Source organism: Psychrobacter sp. S1-30-MNA-CIBAN-0213 (genome assembly GCF_040309845.1).
Taxonomy (GTDB): domain Bacteria; phylum Pseudomonadota; class Gammaproteobacteria; order Pseudomonadales; family Moraxellaceae; genus Psychrobacter.
This window is the reverse complement of sequence record NZ_JBEOPE010000015.1, coordinates 56,428-77,036: the sequence shown is the minus strand read 5'-3', so window position 1 is coordinate 77,036 and position 20,609 is coordinate 56,428. Positions and strand designations below refer to the sequence as shown.

17 protein-coding genes are annotated in these 20,609 nt (G+C 43.1%); 7 read left to right on the top strand and 10 right to left on the bottom strand.

The genetic code is table 11. From position 1 onward, the window contains the following. Positions 1 to 94 precede the first annotated feature (94 nt). The gene (locus AAEY87_RS12480) at positions 95 to 1,588 is read left to right on the top strand and encodes an amidase (protein WP_350657427.1); all 1,494 of its coding nucleotides are present in this window, start codon (positions 95 to 97) and stop codon (positions 1,586 to 1,588) included. Positions 1,589 to 1,645: 57 nt separating this feature from the next. Here the strand turns inward: AAEY87_RS12480 and AAEY87_RS12475 are convergent, their stop codons facing one another. From AAEY87_RS12475 to dapC, 8 genes are all read right to left on the bottom strand, one after another. Beyond that, entirely contained in the window at positions 1,646 to 2,527 is an 882-nt protein-coding gene (locus AAEY87_RS12475; RefSeq protein ID WP_350657426.1) for a DODA-type extradiol aromatic ring-opening family dioxygenase, read from the bottom strand. Between the two features lie 108 nt (positions 2,528 to 2,635). After that, positions 2,636 to 3,124: a 23S rRNA (pseudouridine(1915)-N(3))-methyltransferase RlmH gene (rlmH, locus tag AAEY87_RS12470; protein WP_068034484.1), complete on the bottom strand. Its 489-nt coding sequence runs from the start codon at positions 3,122 to 3,124 to the stop codon at positions 2,636 to 2,638. A 61-nt stretch (positions 3,125 to 3,185) separates the two neighbouring features. Then, the gene (locus AAEY87_RS12465; protein WP_068034485.1) at positions 3,186 to 3,716 is read right to left on the bottom strand and encodes a DUF421 domain-containing protein; all 531 of its coding nucleotides are present in this window, start codon (positions 3,714 to 3,716) and stop codon (positions 3,186 to 3,188) included. Positions 3,717 to 3,868: 152 nt separating this feature from the next. Next, complete coding sequence (locus AAEY87_RS12460) at positions 3,869 to 4,384, bottom strand: ABZJ_00895 family protein (protein WP_350657425.1); 516 nt, start codon at positions 4,382 to 4,384, stop codon at positions 3,869 to 3,871. A 125-nt stretch (positions 4,385 to 4,509) separates the two neighbouring features. After that, positions 4,510 to 6,594: a D-alanyl-D-alanine carboxypeptidase/D-alanyl-D-alanine-endopeptidase gene (locus AAEY87_RS12455; RefSeq protein WP_350657424.1), complete on the bottom strand. Its 2,085-nt coding sequence runs from the start codon at positions 6,592 to 6,594 to the stop codon at positions 4,510 to 4,512. 59 nt (positions 6,595 to 6,653) lie between these two features. Continuing rightward, positions 6,654 to 7,259, bottom strand: coding sequence for a 3'-5' exonuclease (locus tag AAEY87_RS12450; protein ID WP_350657423.1), 606 nt, complete (start codon positions 7,257 to 7,259; stop codon positions 6,654 to 6,656). A gap of 17 nt (positions 7,260 to 7,276) precedes the next feature. Next, a complete protein-coding gene (locus tag AAEY87_RS12445; protein WP_350657422.1) occupies positions 7,277 to 9,298 on the bottom strand; it encodes a DUF294 nucleotidyltransferase-like domain-containing protein in 2,022 nt (673 codons plus the stop codon). Positions 9,299 to 9,523: 225 nt separating this feature from the next. After that, positions 9,524 to 10,780, bottom strand: a complete 1,257-nt coding sequence (dapC, locus tag AAEY87_RS12440; protein WP_350657421.1) for a succinyldiaminopimelate transaminase — start codon at positions 10,778 to 10,780, stop codon at positions 9,524 to 9,526. 246 nt (positions 10,781 to 11,026) lie between these two features. On the opposite strand from dapC, the gene AAEY87_RS12435 reads away from it, so the two are divergent. Continuing rightward, positions 11,027 to 11,725, top strand: a complete 699-nt coding sequence (locus AAEY87_RS12435) for a hypothetical protein (protein ID WP_350657420.1) — start codon at positions 11,027 to 11,029, stop codon at positions 11,723 to 11,725. Between the two features lie 101 nt (positions 11,726 to 11,826). On the opposite strand, the gene glnD is transcribed toward AAEY87_RS12435, so the two are convergent. After that, positions 11,827 to 14,562, bottom strand: coding sequence for a [protein-PII] uridylyltransferase (gene glnD / locus AAEY87_RS12430; protein ID WP_068325995.1), 2,736 nt, complete (start codon positions 14,560 to 14,562; stop codon positions 11,827 to 11,829). Positions 14,563 to 14,748: 186 nt separating this feature from the next. After that, positions 14,749 to 15,540: a type I methionyl aminopeptidase gene (map, locus tag AAEY87_RS12425; protein ID WP_068325997.1), complete on the bottom strand. Its 792-nt coding sequence runs from the start codon at positions 15,538 to 15,540 to the stop codon at positions 14,749 to 14,751. A gap of 380 nt (positions 15,541 to 15,920) precedes the next feature. Between map and AAEY87_RS12420 the strand changes: the two genes are divergently transcribed. The 5 genes from AAEY87_RS12420 (at position 15,921) to AAEY87_RS12400 (ending at position 20,551) form a co-directional block, all read left to right on the top strand. Then, complete coding sequence (locus AAEY87_RS12420) at positions 15,921 to 16,973, top strand: esterase/lipase family protein (protein ID WP_350657419.1); 1,053 nt, start codon at positions 15,921 to 15,923, stop codon at positions 16,971 to 16,973. Positions 16,974 to 17,009: 36 nt separating this feature from the next. Next, entirely contained in the window at positions 17,010 to 18,101 is a 1,092-nt protein-coding gene (locus AAEY87_RS12415; RefSeq protein ID WP_350657418.1) for a lipase secretion chaperone, read from the top strand. Positions 18,102 to 18,279: 178 nt separating this feature from the next. Continuing rightward, positions 18,280 to 18,402, top strand: coding sequence for a hypothetical protein (locus AAEY87_RS12410; protein ID WP_264753636.1), 123 nt, complete (start codon positions 18,280 to 18,282; stop codon positions 18,400 to 18,402). A 340-nt stretch (positions 18,403 to 18,742) separates the two neighbouring features. Next, entirely contained in the window at positions 18,743 to 19,234 is a 492-nt protein-coding gene (locus AAEY87_RS12405; RefSeq protein WP_350657417.1) for an META domain-containing protein, read from the top strand. A gap of 282 nt (positions 19,235 to 19,516) precedes the next feature. Then, complete coding sequence (locus tag AAEY87_RS12400) at positions 19,517 to 20,551, top strand: beta-propeller domain-containing protein (protein ID WP_350657416.1); 1,035 nt, start codon at positions 19,517 to 19,519, stop codon at positions 20,549 to 20,551. The last annotated feature ends 58 nt before the right edge of the window (positions 20,552 to 20,609 follow it).

Below are 20,609 nucleotides of genomic sequence, written 5' to 3'. Positions count from 1 at the left end.
TAAGGTATCTACTTGTTTATTATTTAAACCGATATACTTAGGACGTGTTTGACAGCTCACAAGTAAAATTACTTTTTAAGCAAGGATGCAAAATATGTTTAAAGAATATACTCAGTACGATGCGCTAGGATTAGCAGGATTAGTGAATTCAGGACAAGTCAGCGCCAAAGAATTATTAGATGCTGCGGTAAATCAAGCCAATCGATTTAATCCAAAGCTTAATGCCATTATTCACCGTTTCGATGAGCGTGCTTATAATGCCGCGCAAACAGGATTACCGAAAGGCGCATTTACTGGCGTCCCTTATCTTCTCAAAGATTTGTCTTTTTATTTTGCCGATGAGCCATTAACGATGGGCAGTCGTAGTGTCAATATCGTGACCGATTACGACAGTGAAATTGTCAAACGCATGAAAGCCAGTGGCGTTAACACTTTTGGCAAGACCAATACCCCCGAGTTTGGTTTAATCATCACTACTGAGCCCAAAGCGCATGGCGCCACCCACAACCCATTCAAAAAGGGCTATAGCTCTGGTGGCTCATCTGGCGGTAGTGCAGCGGCAGTTGCGAGTGGCATTGTGCCGATGGCAGGTGCAGGAGATGGTGGTGGCTCGATACGCTTTCCTGCAGCATGGTGCGGTGCATTTGGCCTTAAACCTAGCCGTGGCCGCAATCCAATCGGCCCAGCATTTGGTGAAGGCTGGGATGGCGCAATCGCCGATCACGTAATCACGCGCACGGTGCGCGATAGTGCAGCGATGCTGGATGCGACTAGTGGCGCTGAGGTTGGTGCACCTTACGTCATCGCACCACCTGAGGGGACATTTTTACAAGCAGCGATGCGTGCACCTCGTCCGCTAACAATTGCTTTACATCAGCAGCCGTTAATTGCCAATACAGTAGTGGATAAAGAGGTATTAGCGGTCCTTGAACGAACCGCTAAGCAATTGGAGGCCATGGGGCATCGCGTTGTGCCAGCTGAGCCAGACATCGATATCGAAAAATTCTGGCATGATTTCATAGTGGTGGTTTGCGCCCATACAGCCTTTACTATTGATAATGTTGAGCGCTGCCATGGCAAACAGTATGTGCAAAATCTTGAGCCACAAACGTATAATATGGCGATGCTTGGGCGCTCATTATCTGCAGTGGATTTAGTACATGCCAAACATGGCTGGCATAACAGCCAATATCATACTGGTAAGCTACTTGAGCAATACGATATGATTCTATGTCCAACCGTACCGACAGCGGCGGTGAAGCATGGAGTATTGCCACCAAGCCGAGTAGAAGAGATGCTAATGAACACCTCTGGTCTATTAAGTAAAGGCGTGAATATGGGTAAGTATACTTTTAGCTCAGGTATGATTGAGAAGCTCAGCCACCCCGTGTTGAGTAAAATGGCGTTTACTTTGTTAGGCAATATTACTGGTTTACCTGCCATGTCTTTACCACTCGGCATGAGTAAAAAAGGCTTGCCAATTGGAATGCAATTGATCGGAAGGATGAATGACGAGACGACGCTATTAAGCTTAGCAGGAGAGATAGAGCGTGCGGGTTTATTTACAAAGCCCGCATTTGCTAAATAACGTTAATAACTGACATTTAAACAACTGATATTTAAAATCAGTTATAACAAACGCACTTTAGTCAAAGCGATAGATATCCATCCCAAGACTATGGTGCGCCATGCTTTCATGGACGACAGACACACGTTGACCCGCCCCTAAAGCAAAGAATAACGGTAATAAATGCTCGTCACTTGGATGGATGTTTTTATAGTTAGGATACTGTTGCCAATCTAACGCAGACGGAATATCTGTTTTAAGTTGTTGTAATAACCACAATTTAAAGTCTTTGGCGGCAGGGTCAATACTATCAGCTTGCCAGCGTAGTGCCTGCAAATTATGAGTAATGTTACCTGAGCCAATGACAAGTATTTGTTGCTCGCGCAGATGGGCAAGCTGCGCACCCAGCTGATAGAGAGACACGCTATCATAATGCCGGGGTAGCGATATCTGTACGATAGGGACATCTGCTTCTGGATACAGATGTTTGAGCGGCGACCATACACCATGATCGCAGACCCGCATCGGATTAACCCTGCAAGTAATACCGCGTGCAGTCAGCTGCTGCGCTAGTGATTCAGCAAGCTCAGCATGGCCTAAGGCCGGATACTGCAACTCATGCAATTCGGGATCAAATCCTGAAAAGTCATGCCAAGTCTTAGGTTTGGGGTTGCTGCTAATTTCAAGTTTTTCGGATAACCAATGCGCAGACATGATGACAATAGCACGAGGCTTAGGTAGGTTATGTCCTATCCGCGCAAGGGCATTAGTAGTTGCCGACTGCTCAATAGCAAGCGTCGGTGCACCGTGGGATATAAATAACGCTGGCAGCCTTGCTGCATTGTTTAATCCTGCAGGCGCGTCTGCCCAAGCTACGGCAGCACTTATTGGCTTGATAGCTTTAGCATCATCATAGTAATTATTAGACGGGGTATATTTAGCAGATTTCGGATAGCTCATGTACCGTTTATTAGGGCGCGCAAAGGTTTTTCAATCTATTGAGCCAGTCATATTTTATTGCGCTTAGTTTTCTGATAGATTAGTTTTACGACATTTATATAAGTGTCTTTAGTTGCCACGGTGATAAGGATGGTTATGATTGATACTCATCGCCCGATACAACTGCTCCATTAATACCACTCGTACTAAAGGATGCGGCAACGTCAATGCTGACAATGACCATTTTACATCTGCCTGTGCCAATACTTCTTGTGAGACGCCATCTGCACCGCCAATGACCAACGCAATATCATCGCCTTGCTGCATAGCATCCGCGAGCTTTTCTGCCAGATCTTCTGTCGATAGCATTTTACCTTTGACATCCAGTACCCACAGTTGCTCACGTGCAGCAGTTGCGTGAGCTGCCAAGATGGTCTGACCTTCTTGCTCGCGATACTGCGCCAAATTGGCATCAGAAGGATTTTTGGCACGTTTGGCTGCGGCAAGCTCAACGATTTCAGTGCTGAGCATGGGCTGAATACGTTTATAGTATTCATTAAAGCCGCTTTGCACCCAACTAGGCATCTTATTACCAACGGTTAAGAGTCGTGCTTTCATTGCCGTTTATTCCTTAGCTTTTTGTATTTGGTTTATCTTATAACAAGTAAACAGAATCTGTTTAATCGGTTAATGGCGATAGCGTTTCAGAAATAGTATCTGTATTCTGATCATTACTATCTTTAGTAATAACGGTCAACTTAGCATCAGATTCAAAGACAATCGCTTCAATCTCATTTAAGCTGCTGATACCTTCAGAACGCATCGCACATTCAAGCTCCTGACGAGTCAAGCGTTCTGCACGCATAGCATCCGGTAAATACTGTCCTTGATAAAAAACAATGCGTGGCTCAGATAAAATGACGCTGCTAAATTGCGGTGAAATCGAGGCGTATTTAGTCACTAAAAACTGTAATAAATAGAGCACTAAGATAGAGCTAAACCCTTCAATAAGGGGAACGTCTTTGAGCAAAATAGTACTCGCACCTAACGAGCCGATCATCACGGTGACGATCCAATCGAAGTTATTCAGCTGTGATGTAGAGCGCTTACCAGAGACCTTTGTAATTAGCACAATTAACACGTATACCATAACTGTAGTTAGGACAATACGCCCAAGCTTGTCTATGTTGTCAAAAAAGAGCATTTCCATCGTATTTACTCCTATCAATAATACAAAGCGATTCAAATTTTAAAGTTAGCGGCTCAAATATGAACAATTTAAACTAACTAAAACCAGCGTAACGGAATTTACGCTGTAATAGTGCAAAAACTTTGTAGTACGTTGTAGGTAGCTGCCAGACCTTAAGAGGTTTTGCGTTTTGGATCAAGGAGACGATTCAGCAGCAAAATACTTATCCGCGCGCTGATAAAAGTGAGTACCAATATCATTACTAATGCAGAGAGTAGAGGGAGAGGTTGCTGCATAGTCATCTCAAGTAACACCTCACGGCTTACCGCATCAAACAGCAAGAACCATATCCCTAAGAAGTAAATGGCAGTAAGCAGCCAAACAACACCAACCCCGCCGAACATTAAGCGATTGATCTCATCTCTATCCAGTGCCCGCTGTTGGTGCTTGATAAATTTATTCACAGCAATATAAGCGCCAACCATGATGGACAGTACCGTGACCAGTTGCGAGTTGAGGGCAACTTGGGTTTGAATCATCATAAATATCGTACTGGTAATAATATAGCCAATTGCAAAAAAACCGATATATTGAGCCATTTTGGGTTGAGTTGATTTAGAGTTTTGCGATAATCCATTACGTCCTGACTGAGTATTAGACTTGCTAAGTTTGGTTGTCTTGCGTGCCATAAGCTGACCTTTATAAAGGTAAAAACGTGCAGTTGATATAAATGTAATAAGTATTCGATAAAATCGTAACAAAAGCCACAATAAATACTGCGCCTAATTCTTTGAAGCTGCTTCTTTAAAAAAGACTAGTGCTGGGCGGTCCAGTCGAGCATGGTGTCTAACACCGTTCTAGCCGTATAAGCGTTTAGTGCCTGCTCGGTATTAATAAGACCAACGACGACATAGTCCTGTCCGGACGTCCCTTTGACATAACCTGCCATCGAAGTCACGTTATTTAAGGTGCCCGTTTTTATCCATGCACGGCCAATGGCTGCCGACTCAGGTAGGCGCTCGCTATGAGCGGCAATAGTACCACTGACACCCGCGATGCCTAAAGAGCTGACGTACGCGTCAAAGCTTGGATGATTATAAGCGTATGTTAACAGCTCGCTTAAGTTGGCGGCAGTTATTGTACAGTCGCGGCAAAGTCCTGAACCATTGGTTAAGTACGGCGGCGGAGTGCTTAGATTGGCTTGCCACCACTGGTTCATGGTTTGTAAGGCAGCAGGATAGCCCGTAGTAGTAGGCTTACCAAATTGGTATAAGCTGCTTGTTTTACTGTTTATTATTTTATTATTAGCTGTTTCATCATGGTTCGCTTTATCACTGTTTGTGCTAAACGTCTCAACAGTAGCGATGTGTGCTTCAGTGGTTTTGGCTTTGTCGTAAGCCCCAATCGATAGCGCCACTTGCTCGGTCATGACATTATTAGAGAAGTGATTAATATCATAAATTTGCTGAGTTAAGTTTAAGGATGGATAGCTGACAAGAGGTAGCGGTGACATAGGGAGCGCTGCCAGACCACGTGTTGGTTTTGTGTTTTTCAACGCCTCGTAAGGAGTTTCTTGAGTGATGACCTTTCCGCTCAGCGTATTGCCCAGCTCTTGCCATTTGGCGGCGATGACACGCGCAGCAAAATCTTTGGCATTAGGATACGCGACATAAAAGGCATGCTCCCCGCAGCTATCTGGTAGATTGGCATTCAAAGCTAGCTGTTGTGGCTGCCACTGCGGGGCTAAGCTATAACTAGCTTGACCACAGGAAGCTGAGCGTGTGTTGATCGTGTTAGGCATCTGATAATTTGCTAATTGCGGTTTATAAGTCAGCTGCGCCTGTCCATTAGCTAATGGATAGCTTTGGATACCGATAGTGCTAAAGTTCACCAAAAACCCATCAGGGCTGGCGTTATAAGGTCGCAGTGGTGCGTTATCAAACGCCGCAGGATCTTTGCCAACATTTTCAAAAACCCCGCTATCGATGATAATATCACCATTAATATGACGAATACCTGAAGCTTGCACTTTGTAAAGCAGCTGTTGCAAACGCTCATGGGTCATCTTGGGATCGCCACTCCCTTGAATAACCAAGTCACCAAGTAGACGATCGCCGATAATAATACCCGTATGATAGACGCGTGTATGCCAGACAAAGTTAGCGCCTAGCGTATCTAAAGCAATAAAGCTGGGCACAAGTTTCATGGTGCTGGCTGGCGTACGTGCGATATCTGGTTGATGACTCAATAAGGGTGAGAAAGAAATTTTGATAGTTGGCGTAGCAACATTAGCATTATCTATGTCGTTGGCGTTGGCATCTTCATTACTATTAGCATTGTTAATAGACTTTGAGCTTGCATTATCTGAGAGTACTGTTGGAATGCTTTCTAAGCTTTGATAAGTATAAGGGTCGTCAGTATAAGCGTGTAATTTTTGCTCATGCTTTTTAATCGTGCGCTTCTCAATAGTAGTCAATGTAATCTGCTGGCTAGCATCGTTTTTGACATTGTTATTCTTCTTCTGTGTCGTTTTTTGACTAATGCTATTAGTTTCAGAAGGGGTGCTCGCAAGCTTAGTCTGATTGACAAGCTTTGGTTCACTGTCGTCATTAACACTGCTGTCAATAACTTTAATCGGAGAGGGCAGTCGACTGGCGTTTTTATCACCCACTGGGGTAATGACAATACTGATATCAGCCGCTGTTAAGTCTGCTCGCGATAGTGCTGCTTGGATAGCTTCCGGTAGGGCTGCCTGTGCGTAAAGTGGCGATACAATAGCCGTTGCCAATAGTGCGAGCATTGATAAGCGTTTGCTAGACTGATTCGACGGTCGCAAATAAGTGCAAGGAAGCTTCGGTTTGGTAGTAGGAGACATATAAAATTTGGAAGTGGGTTGCATGAGCAGTCTACCATCAGGTGGCAAAAACCGCATATGTTAACATGAATTGGCGACGAGCTTTAGCGTACATGCAAAAATGCCATTGCCGTCATGATGGCATCGTTATAGGCATCATGAATGCCGAGCTCAGGAATATCATAATGCGCCAAGATACTGGTCAGATGCTGTGATTGACCGGAAAGGCCTTGGGTTTGACCGCTCATGCGCCGACTATATAAATGTCGCACATCAATGACTTCGTTGGGTAAAGTAGTGCCCATATAGTGCTTCACCAAAGGATTTAGAAACCCAGTATCTATCTTTGGACAGAATCCCACTATCGGACGATTATCAATAAACGGTAGCAATAACGCCAGCATCTCATCGTAGCTCATACCATTTTCAACATCAGCGGTACGCAGACCATGAATTACAATGGTATCGCGGTCAGGCATCACAGGCGGCCTACAGACCAGATGCATACCATTACCTGTATCGATAGTATTTCCGTTGATATGAATGGCTGCTACAGATAATAAGTGATGCCTTGTCGGATTGAGCCCTGTCATCTCACAGTCAATCGCCACCCATTGCTCAGCCAAAGGTTTGCTAAACATCGATGCCAGCTCTGGACGCTGCAATTGCGACTTTTGCCATGTACACGACAACTGCTTTAGCCAATTCATATCAGTCTACTATCCCTCTATGATGCCTCTAGTTGATAGTGCTGCCGGAGCTGCGTTTTGAAGCTTTTGACCACTGCAAGACACTCTTTTAATAAGTCACGCTCAAGCGCTGATAAGGTAGTCGGGTCGATGTGCCGTGCATACTTATCATCTGTAGAGAGTGCGACTGACAAACGCTGCGCCATAAAAAACTCTAAGGCTTCCGATAAGGTGTCAGCCCGCTCTTGGTTTAAAGCGCCAGCTTGTACCAAACCTTTAAGGCGACCTTTAGTGCTAGGTACTTCTAAAATATCATTTTCTAATGCCAAAGTACGGATACCGTGTACCAATGGAAAGATACCGGCTTTTTTAAGGTCAATATCATGCGAGCTAGGTTTACCACTTAATAACGGCACAAACTTTTGCCACCATTGATTGACATCACCGAACTGGAGCGCCGCCCGTACAAACTGCCGTACGAACATCCGATCTGATTGCCGATGAGCTGTTTTTAAATGTTCACGTATATCCTTTAGCAGAGATTCATCGCCGCAGACGTACTCACCATCAAGTATGGCGGATAAGTAAATACTGTGCATCTGATCAGTATTTTTAAACCATAAGCTAATTTGTGCTTTAAACGGTTTCAGCGGTTGCCGCCACATTGGGTTATTCATCATGATGTTGCCATCACATAATGGATAACCAAGATCTGCTAAATGATTGTTAAAGATATCAGCAAACTGCGCCAACTTAGGATGAGTAAAGCCATCCCGAATGATTAATGCATTATCTTGGTCAGTACGCATGATTTGCTCACCGCGACCTTCTGAGCCCATTACGATGACGCAGGTATTTGCTACGACCTCATCAGGAACGATAAGTTTCCAAAGCTTAGTAAAGACTTGCGCATTTAGCGTTTGCACCATGCGGCTGACGATACCAATCTTGACACCGTTTTGATGCTGCGCACGAATGTAACGGCCAATGAGCTCGACCGCTGTATCTAGGCTGTTTATGTCTTTTGCTTGCTCAATTTGAATACTAATGAGCTGTGAGTGATGACCAAGATAAGCCAAGACATCGCTTTGCCCCAGTACACCGACGACCTGACCTTTATTATCAATGACAGGTAAGCGGTGGATACGGTAGCGAGTCATGGTCATTAGAGCATCGCCAATCTCATTATCAGTATCAATAGTCCGTAGGTTGAAACTTGCAAAATGCTGGCAGGTAGTGGTAGCAGGGTCTTGCTGTTCGCTGACCGCCCGGCAGATGTCAGTATCAGTCAAGATGCCTAGCTCACGATCTGAACGGCGGGTAATGCTAGGTTCAGGTTCAGGTTCAGGTTCAGGCTTAGAGTTTTTTTCAATATCGCTAAGCGTACCTCTTACTTGCTCTAACAAATGACTGGTTGGACGTACCAGCACATGCTTCAGTCCAGCTTCGGTCATGATACGTGCGGCTTGGTGTAGGCTACTATCGGCATCAATAATATGTACGGGCAATAAAATTACATCAGTGACTGGTTGTAGCATGATTTGCTGCACTTCTTGCTGCGCAGTATAACTATCCGCATGCAATCCTAATGCTTGACCTTGCGTACTACGTCTTTGTTGTAGTGCTTTTAAGCGCTCAGGTAATTTGTCTGATAGCAGTTGGCGGACTAGATGATTTTGCGCGCTTATTTTATCGATAGCAGCACCATCAATTTGCAGCAACAAAGTATCTTCGTGAGCCGTGTATTGATAGAGCTCAGTATTGCCATCATTTTGTGATTTGGTAATACGACCTTGCGATTCAGGCGTGCGGCGACTATCGAACCAGTCGTTGCTGTTCAGTTGGTCGGAGTGATTACTACCAAAATAAGAAGCGACAAATTCGCCAGCTAGCGTTTGATCAACTTGTCCTTTTAATACCACAAAAAAGTTATGTAGGTCATCACTGGATAAGGATTCGTTTGCACCAAGATAGCGGACTTGGGTGTTTTTTTTGAGGCTTTGACGTTCAGTTAGACGCAGTACATCAAATGGTGGCTGAGTAAAATCAAGATGGGGCATGGCATCATCCTTGATGGCATAATCAATAAGAGCAGCTTACTATCAATAAGCTTCATAATAGAACAGAAGCAGTATCGACAGCATCAAAAGCAGAAAAGTTACTATCATAAAACGTTATCGTCTTACTATAGCACTATCTTACCATTCATAACATTATTGTTAATAAGGATATATTTAATTTAAAATTTCCAGCCTCTCATCTTTTAAGGTTTAGTACATCAACCCTTAACTCACCAGTTTGGCTTGTGCTGATAATAACTTGCGAATACGGTCAATCGCCTCGCGACTCTCTTCAACACTAGCAACGAGAGCGATACGGACATAACCTTGACCGGGATTTTTACCATTAACTTCACGTGATAAATAACGCCCAGCAAGCGCATGGATATTGGCTTGTTCATACAAGGCTTTGACAAAAACTTCATCATCACCATCGAACTCCACAGGAACTTTTACCCAAAAATAAAATCCTGCATCAGGCATGCGTAAATCTAATAGCTCGCCTAATTCTGCCATCCATAACGCAAATTTTTCTTGGTATAGCGCTCTATTATGTGCGACATGCTTCTCATCTTGCCAAGCGGCAATCGATGCCAACTGATGAGGTATAGGCATCGCACAACCTTGGTAGGTGCGATATTGCACATAAGACTTTAGGATGGACTCGTCGCCTGCGATAAACCCTGAGCGCAGACCGGGTAGATTCGAGCGTTTGGATAGCGAATGAAATACAACACAGTTCTTGAAGTTATTACGACCAAGTTCGGTGCATGCTTGCAGTAAGCCAATAGGTGCTTTATCAAAGTATAGTTCGCTATAACATTCGTCGCTGGCGATAATAAAGTTGTATTGATCTGATAGGCGAATGAGAAACTCCCAATCATCCATGGTCATCACTGAGCCGGTCGGATTATTTGGGCTACAGATAAATAACAGCTGTGTTTGCTCCCAGACATCTTTCGGTACAGCGCGATAATTGCCTTTAAAGTCATCATCTACGGTGCAAGGCACGAAGTATGGTGTTGCTTGTGCCAGTATCGCCGCCCCTTCATAAATTTGATAAAAGGGATTAGGCATCACGACTATAGGGTTACAAGGCTTGTTATCTATATTTGTTTGATCCACCTTGTCTGTACTTTCGTCATGATTAACCACCGCTTGTACAAAACTAAAAATAGCTTCGCGCGTGCCCATGACGGGTAGTACTTCGGTATTGGCATCAAGATGATGCAGAAAAAATCGCTTCTCAAGCCAATGCGCAATGGTTTGACGCAGTTCAAAACTACCGTCAGTGGTCGGATAACGACATAGTTTGTCTAAGTTTTCTCGTAATACGTCCAGCACAAAAGTTGGCGGTTCGTGTTTTGGCTCACCAATTCCAAGCTTAATCTCAGAATAATCGTTAGCTGGTATGCTGTCAGCTAACAGAGTCGCCATTTTGGCAAACGGGTATGGATGCAAATGCGTTAAGTTGTTATTCATAAGTTTGGTAACTATAATAGGCAGTTGATAATAAATGTATAAAGAAAAATTACATTTTAGCAGTGTAGCACTTCTCTTATTTTTTGTCTTTTCCATCTCACTCATGTTTACTACTATTAATTAACAATTTATTTGATAGTAGTTTAATGACTTAGCTGTTTGTTTTATCACTCATAGCTTGTAAATAATAATGACATAAGCAATGACTGCCACCCAGTTTGGTAAGTTGTTGTTAGGATGATTGATATGCTTAAAGCTTCTAAAGTTGACCACCTCAATATTGAAGTTCTCAATGCCAGTACTAACAATGTTAATAAGGCTAGTGATAATAATGCACAGCATGCTGGTTTTTGCAAACAACTGAAACAGTGTGAACAGCAATGGTGGCAAGCGCGTCAGCGCCTTATCGCTCTTGAAGAGCGGTGGATGTTTTGGTTCGGGGAGAACAGTTTAATTATGTGGCTCATGTGGCAATTGGTCAGCTATGTATTGGTCGCTATCGTCCTGATGCTGTCCAGTAAGCTATTCGATGTGCAGCTTTATTTATGGCAGTATATGACTATATTTGGCGCACAAACGCTATTATTTGCAGTGACGCTGGGGTCTAAAGGACGTCTGGCTAATCGTCTGCAGAACAATATTGATAGTGCAGATTTTGTACGCGAGCAAGCATTGAATGAGATGTATATACTAGCATCAGATATTATTCTGCCTGCTATCCATGCCAGTGCACCCATCTCTTTACAAACCATTCATGAGCGCTATAAGTCACATTTAAAGCTAGCCAGCCTACAACGATTACTACAAAAAGAGGTCGAGGCCGGACGATTAATTTTAAGCCAATATCAAATAGAAGCAGAAGTGTTGCCACCAGAGCTTGCCGATGAAGCGCTGTCACCATACGCTGACAAGATGGTATATAAAAGCTTAGTCAATATCTCTTAAAATAAGCAGCTCTTAAGATAAACACCTCTGAAGATAAGAGGTGTCATCCAAAAAGACTTATCAGGGCTTGTTAATTTAACTTTTAGGACAGCCCAGCTAAGTTAAGCATGATTGCTATCTGGCTGAACGCTAATACTAGTAGTCAGGGCCGTTTGCAAGGTTTCAAGCTTGTCCTCAGATAATGGCGCATCGTCTTGATCACTGATATAAAACATATCTTCTGCGCGCTCACCCAAAGTAGTAATACGTGCAGCATGGACTTCGATACCTTGCTGCAAAAATACTTGCCCTACTCGTGCTAGCAACCCTGGCTGATCCAGTGTCTGTAGACTCAGAATGTGCTGACCTGAAGCTTCATTAAACTCAAAATCAATAATAGTTGGCACATCAAAGTGTCTAAGCTGGCGCGGAATACGTTTTTGCGCCAGCTTAGGTGTCATCGGGTTTTTAAAAGCATCAATTAAGCGTTGTTTTAACTCTTGCTGGCTGTCTTCGTCTCTTAATAACGTACCGCTACGGTCAAGTAATACATAAGAGTCCAAAGCAAAGTCACGAGTAGCAGTGATAATTCGTGCATCTAATACATCTAAATTCATCTGATCAAATACGGCCATCGTCACTGCAAATAAATTGGCCTGATCTTGGGTATAAACGAAAACTTGCACCGCATCAAGTGCCAGCTCCCGATGCTCACGTAATACGACTAGAGGTGCGCTATCAGCGTTAGAAGCATAGCCGATAGGAGGATGGTTTAAGATAGCTTCGGTATGCCATAAGATATCTTCTGCAATCTCACGCAAAAAATATTCATCGCCCAAGTCGTCCCATAATCTGAGCACTTCATCACGATTCATATGTTGATTGTCAACATTATCAAGCATCGTCAGCGCCTGCTTACGCGTCGCACGAATCATGTCTTGGCGGTTGGTTGGTGCATCGATATCGGCGCGCAAGATGCGCCGCGTTTGTGAGTATAGTTGTTTCATCAAAGTCGCCCGCCAGCTGTTCCAAAGCTGCGGATTGGTAGCATTCATATCCGCTACCGTCAACACATATAAGTGATTAAGATGAGTGACATTACCAACTAAGTCAGCAAAGATAGTCACCACTTCAGGGTCTGAAATATCTTTTTTCTGCGCGGTCATAGACATTAATAAATGATAACGCGTCAGCCAGCCTACTAGATGGGCATCGGCCTTACTCATGCCATGTGCCAAACAAAACTCAATCGACTCGGTCTCCCCAAGCTGACTGTGATTGCCACCGCGACCTTTAGCAATATCATGAAACATCGCTGCTAGTACTAAAATCTCTTTGCGCTCAATTCGTTGAAAGATAGAGCTGACCAATGGAAAATCTTCATAAAAGCGTGCGTCGGTAAAGCGGTGTAAAATTCGAATCAAAAATAGCGTGTGAGCATCGACCGTATAACGATGAAATAAATCATACTGCATAAGACCGGTCACTTGGGCAAAGGCGGGAATATAATTACCCAATACCCCATAGCGATTCATCGCGCGCAAACGATGGAACAAATAGTTTTGCTCTTTTATATTTTCTAAGAACAATGCCTGATGTTCAGGATTGTCACGGTAAGTCTGATCGATACCGCGCGCGGCAATTTTTAACGCGCGTAGGGTTCGGGTTCGGACACTTTTTATTCCGTATTGTCCCATGAGTAAAAACATCTCTAAAATCGCTTCAGGATGCTGAGAAAATACGCGATGATGGGAGATGGCAATCTGCTCGCCAACCTGATTAAAAAGCGCATTTAAAGGTCGCTTAGTAGGCTGCTCATTATCCGGCAGATGTGGCTCTATGATGGTCTCAAAGTAGTGATTGATGAGCATCTCAGACAGCGTTGATATTTGCATTGCGCAGCGATAGTAGTCGCGCATAAAACGTTCGACAGCTGCGTTGGGCTGATCATCTGGCTGCGACTCATAACCCATTCGCTGGGCAATATCGCGCTGATAATCAAACAGTAATTTATTTTCGTTACGACCTGTCATCTCATGTAAATAGTGACGTATTTGCCATAAATAACCTTCAGCAAAGCTAAGCTCGTCGAACTCTTTTTCAGTCACAAAACCTTGTTGCACTAGGTCATATAGCTTACTGACTCGAAAGTAGCGTTTGGTCACCCAGCCGACGATATGAATATCACGTAATCCGCCCGGCGCCGTTTTGATATTAGGCTCAAGATTGTACTCAGTGGCATTGTGCTGAATATAACGTACTTTAGCCTCGTTGATTTTTACCTCATAAAAATCTCGCTGCGACCATAGCTTGTTGACGACGTCTACAGGAATACTTTGTAGCGCTTCATTACCAATTAACAATCTTGCTTCTAACAATGCACTGGCAATAGTATGGTCCGTGGCGGCTTCCAAGCAGTCATTGACACTGCGTACGGACAGCGCAGGCTCCAGTCCAATATCCCACAGCATCGCCACCAAGCTATCAATCTTACTACTGACATCTGGTTTTATCTCATCAGGTGCTAGCAACAAGATATCAATATCTGAGTATAGCGACAGCTCACTGCGCCCATAGCCGCCCGTAGCAAATAATGCCAAATCTGTCTGATCTAGCTCAAACCATTTAAACAAAGCCATGAGTAAGCCATCGATTGCCCAAGCACGCGCGACTACTAACTGGCGAATATTTGCCCCACGCTCGAGTGCACGGCTAATATCAGCATTAATCTGCGTCAGCCATTCAGGTATACCGAGTAGAGATTTCTCTGCATCGGACGGTTCTGACGACACAGTATTTGGCGTAGGGAAGGACGGCAGCGGAGTAAGGTTAATAGAGGCGGCATCGAATGTGAACATGAGCGTTATCCAATCAAGAATTTAAAAATAGAGACCATCAAAAGTAAAAGCTTATCAGAAGTATAAAGGTAAAAAATCAGCAAGCATAATGCTCAACGTATATCCACCGACTAACAATGATAATAGTAGCCTAAAGCCGATAATAATAGTCCAAAAAAAAGACCGCCTAAGCGATCTTTGTTTATATTACTGGGTCAAGAAACTTAAATCTTCTTCTGGGCGCGTGGTAAATACCTCACAGCCGTTATCAGTCACGACCATCGTATGCTCCCATTGCGCAGACAGCTTACGGTCTTTGGTAATTGCTGTCCATTCATCTGGTAGGATTTTGGTCTGCCACGTGCCTTGGTTAATCATCGGTTCGATGGTAAAGGTCATACCAGTCTTAAGCTCAAAACCAGTGCCCTTTTTGCCATAATGCATGACTTGTGGCTCATGGTGAAACTCATTACTGATACCGTGACCACAGAACTCGCGCACGATACTAAAGCGTTCAGGCTCAACCACTTCTTGAATAGCGGCACCAACATCACCCAAGCGCGCGCCATCTTTGACGACACTCATGCCTGCATAAAGAGCGTCCTGCGCCACTTTACAGATACGCTGCGCCATGATAGAGCCATTACCGACGATCCACATTTTTGAGGTATCACCATAATAGCCATCTTTAATCACGGTCACATCGATATTGATAATGTCGCCGTCTTTAAGCAGTTTATTTTCGGTTGGGATACCGTGGCATACCACATGATTCACTGAGGTACAGATTGATTTTGGGAAACCATTATAGTTAAGCGGTGCTGGAATGGCTTGTTGCTCATTAACGATATAATCATGGGCAATTTGGTTGAGCGCTTCGGTACTGATACCGACTCTAACATGCTCATCAAGCATCACGAGTACGTCGCTGGCAAGCTTACCAGCAACACGCATTTTTTCTATGGCTTCAGGGGACTGAATAAGGGATTTTTTAGTCATGATTGTCGTACTTATAGTTATAGAATTAAGGTAGGTGAATTATATCATAAATGCATAGTTGGCGTTTTGCCATAAGCGGTAGCAGTCGTAGCATTTTACTGATGAGCAGCGTGCTATAACAGGAATATACCCACGAATGATTGAGCTAATGCTGGAGTCATTAGCAAAACTAAAATTTTAAATAGTGATTAAACAATGACTAAGTAGTCATGCGCATAGTGAAGCTTACAGATTAAATTGGTTGAATGTTACAGATTATAAAAGTAATGTAAATTTCACTGCTAAAGGGATTAGCAGGTGTCTTCGATAGCTTTTGCAAGATATGCAATACATAAGCTGGTCAAAGATTAATACATATTAATGATAACAAGGATGTTGTTATGAAGCTTAACGCTTACCTCTCTAAGGCTATGAAGCCAAGCAGATTTTTACCGACACTAGGTGCTGTTGGTACTGGTTTGCTGCTAATGTCGATGCAAACAACTTCGGCTCAGGCATCTACCTACTATAGCTGTTCTGCCCCTAGCGGATGCCAACTGGTAGGCGCTAGATTATTAACCTCAAATTATACCAATACCCAAAACCCAGTGATACTCGCACATGGGCTTGGTGGTTTCAATAAACTCTTTGGTGTCCTAGATTACTTTTACGGTATTCCTCAAACTTTAATGAACGGAGGTACAGACGTATTCGCGACCAAAACCTCAGCGGTTAATAATAGTGAAGTTCGCGGTGAGCAGTTACTTGCGCAAGTCAAACTCATCTCAGCCATTTCTGGTAAACCTAAAGTTAATTTGATTGGACACAGTCAAGGCGGTATCGACGTTCGTTACGTCGCTGGTGTTGCACCTGAATATATAGCATCAGCAACTGCAGTTTCAAGTCCAGAACAAGGCTCAAAAACGGCAGATGCAGTGTTAGATCAACTGTCAGAAGGTAGTATTACCACTGAAGCTACGCTGGGTTTATTTAAACTCATTGGCATCGCTACAGATGTCGGCTCTGGTGTCAGTGTCACAGAGCTACAACAGCAAGATGGTTGGAAATCGCTAGTGGCCTTGTCTACTGATGGTGCCGCACAATTCAATGCCAAATTTCCTGCTGCAATGCCAACCCGTTATTGTGGCCAGCCAGCCAACACTGAAGTCAATGGTATTAAGTACTATTCATTTAGTGGTGTAGGGCAAATAACCAACTTACTTGATGCCACTGATCCTATATTATTGGCAACTAGTACGCCATACAAGGGCGAAGCAAATGATGGCTTAGTATCTGTTTGTTCAAGTCGTCTCGGCTATGTCATCCGAGATAACTATGTAATGAACCATCTAGATTCAGTCAATCAACTATTGGGCTTAGTGGCATTTGGAAGCGTTAATCCAACAACCGTGTATCGTAGTCAGGTCAACCGTCTCAAAAACGCTAACCTGTAACGTATAAAATGACTCTTAAAACAAGACGCCTCTTTTATGTCGAATAATCGTCGTCCCTATTTAACAATACTTGTCATTACCGTGGTTATCATTGTAACTGCGGTGATTATCTTATGGTTTAAGCCTAATCAAAGCAATATGACGCCTTCTCAAACATTGTCTACGGTAGACAGTGACATTAGTAGCACTATGGTAAAGCTGTCTGATAACAATAACAATAACGAGACGGCATTGTCTACTAACAACAACGATAGATTTATTACTGGATTAGAAAATCTACCGCGCTCACTACAGGGTACAGATGTGGACGGTGAAATAATTATTGATGAAAACAAACAACTGGTCGTCACCGAAGGTCTGCGGCGCTTGTTTGATTACTTCTTATCGGCGCTTGGTGAAGAAGATGAAGCCACTATCTTTGCCCGTGTTGAGAGCTATATTCACAGTTTTGTTCCTGAGCCAGCCGCCAGCCAAGCCATTGTTATATTCAATAAATATGTAGCCTATCTCAAAGCGATTCCTGAAATAGAAAAGAGTTTTGGTAACTTACAACTGCAAGCCACACAAAATGGTGAGCTAGATCTAAATATGGTAGCGCAGCAAAAGCAAGACGTTGCCAAGCTACGTCAGCAGTATTTCGATACGCAAACCATTACCGCGTTCTTTGGCGCTGAAGATGAATATGATGACTATAGTATTGCGATGATAAATATTAATCAAAACAAGCTTATGTCGGATGAGCAAAAAGCAGCGGCTCAGCAGGATTATGTTAGCCGAATGCCGGACAACATGACCAAGGTCAATATAGAGCAACAGGCCAACCTAAACGCGCTGATGAGCCGTACTGAGCAAATGAAAGTCCAAGGCGCGACGCCTGAAGCTCTCTACAATATGCGCCGTGAATTGGTAGGCGCGGCAGCAGCGGGCAGGCTTGCACAATTAGATAAAGAGGATGCTAACTTTGATCAGCGCTTTACTCAATATCAAACACAGAAACAACAACTCCTAAGCCAAAATACTAACAGTACGCAGGCTCGTGTCCAGATTGAGCAACTAAAGCAGCAGTTATTTAGTGATACTGAGCGTAAACGTTTAGCGGGTTATGCGGCTATGCAACAGCAACAGTAATAATCTCAATAAGTATTTTTGGTTAACATTAAATAACCTATGCTAATGTAAAAGATAGTTGTGATTGGAATTTAAACAAGCTACGGTTAATAGTGGAAATACGAACCAATAACGTAGTTCTAATACAGTGACAAACTCCAGCCAGTATTCAATTTAAACAAAATTATTAGGAGCTCAAATGAAAAACCTCACTAAAGCAGTAATGACCGGAATTGTAATGTTAAGCGTATTAGTAGGCTGCCAGTCTCTTACAGCAGAGCCAACCAGTCAACCAGATATCACTGGTACAGATGTTATATAATAGCAATCTGTTCGAACAACCTCGCTAATAAGTGGGGTTTTTTTATGCCAAAATTAATTTTAGTTTAAGTTATCTTCATTATCATTAAATTATAGGTGACCGTTAGCAGGTAATGCACTCACTGGCAAGGAGCGTTAGCAAAACGCCTATAGAGTTGAACAAATATGGTTTTAAGTGTGTACGCAATCTTTCATGATAATAATCTGCTAGTCATGCATAATAGGGCTATTGTTTAGTACATCGAATAAAACAATAAATTAATCATTATAAAAACTATGATCTTCAGTGAAAAATGTGTTTTTTACTGAAGATCTTAAATTTATCTATTATAGGAGTTTCTATGAAAAATATAACTAAAGTAATAATGGCTGCAACCCTTACGGTAGGTACACTTGCTGCAGGCTGTCAAACCATAACGCCTAGCGTTATAGCACCAGTGACTCAGCCAATTACATCTGAAGCTTTAAAAGCTCATAACTGGCAGCTTGTCGATGCCAAACGTACTAATGGCGAAAAAGTAACGCAGCTATTTTATAACCCATCTAAGCCGCTAACCCTAAGTTTTTCTGAAGCCAACGGTAGCGATCGCGTTAGCTTTATGAACACTTGTAATAACATGGGTTCTGATTACAGTGTTGTAAATGGCAACGTAGTATTGGGTAATGTTATATCTACTATGATGGCATGCCCTGAGCCACAAGCAAGTTTCGATACAGCAACGCTGGCGACGGTGCAAGGTAAATACAGCATTAATAATAATGTAAACAATTTACCTATCTTGACTATTCGCAATGCTAACCAAGTTGCTTATTTTAAAGCGGTATCTAAGTAATCGCTCATTGAGCACTTAACAGTAACTTGAAATTATGGTGATAAATTATTGTTATCGTTATAAAAGTAAAGCCAAATAATTTATGACTATAGAGCGCCTCACTATATAATGTAGTGGGGCGTTTTTTATGGCATGATTATCGAGCTTATTATTTTGATTATTCATGCATGAGTATCTTTTATATAAAAATATGCCATACATTCAGCTACCTTATAGTGTCTTTTTTTGACACTTAACCTATCAATAACTGCTCCTAGCCAGAATCTAACTGAGTGCCTCTTTATGCTTACCTCCAATATCTCCCAGCGCTTACATAAAAAATGCCTTTCTATAGCTCATTCGACTATTACTCATACGAAAATCACTTTTAATATTACTATTAGTGTCGCACTTAGTATTTTTTTGACGGCTTGCAGTACCTTGCCAATGGATAAGGTTGCTCGCACGCCTACTAGCAGTACGGTTGTCAACCCACTAACGGCTAAGATGCCTCCAATAGATCGCGCGGGCCGTATTGCCTACGTGGAAGAGCAAGGCGCAGGATCTGCAAAAATCTCTAGTTTGTATACTATCAGTCCTGATGGTAGTGATAGACAGCTCATTGATGAGCTAAGCGGTTATATATATGCACCAGCATGGTCAGCTGATGGGCAGCTATTGGCTTATAGTAAGCAAACCCCACGTCAAAATCCAAAAATTTATATCTACGACGTCAGTAGCCAAACCCGTAATCTGGTGGTGAACACTGAGGGCAGTAATCTATCTCCGTCCTTCTCACCAGATAAACAAAGGTTGCTCTATAGCTCAACGGTCGGTGGTAACGCAGATATCTACGAGATGCGCTTGGATAGCGGCGAAACTCGCCAGCTGACCAGACTTCCTAGCACTGAGGTACAACCAAGCTACGCAAGCGATGGGCAAAGCTTTGTTTATACGAGTGACAAGAAAAATGCTGGACGACCACGGATATATCGCTATAACTTTGCGACTCGTAGCGCTACCCAAATCACCACAAAAGATTATGCTGCCAGCCCTCAGCTCAGCAATGACGGCCAGCGTCTAGCGTATCTAAACGGTCGCCAAGCGGCGGTTATGACATTAGCAACTGGGCAAATTGTCAAACTTGCCGAGACTGGTCTTGATGAGCCAGCACGTTTTTCGCCATCTGGACTGTATACCGTTTATCCCACACGTAAATCACAAGTCGACGGTCAAAGTGGTGGTAGTATAGTCATACATTCGCTATTTGGTAATACAAGCTATGCGATTAGTAGTAAAGCGGGCGGGGTGGTACGCTCACCCGTATGGAGTCGTTAGGCTTTAAAGAATAAAGTTAATTTTAAATAACTAATACATGAAACAATTAGCGAGAAAA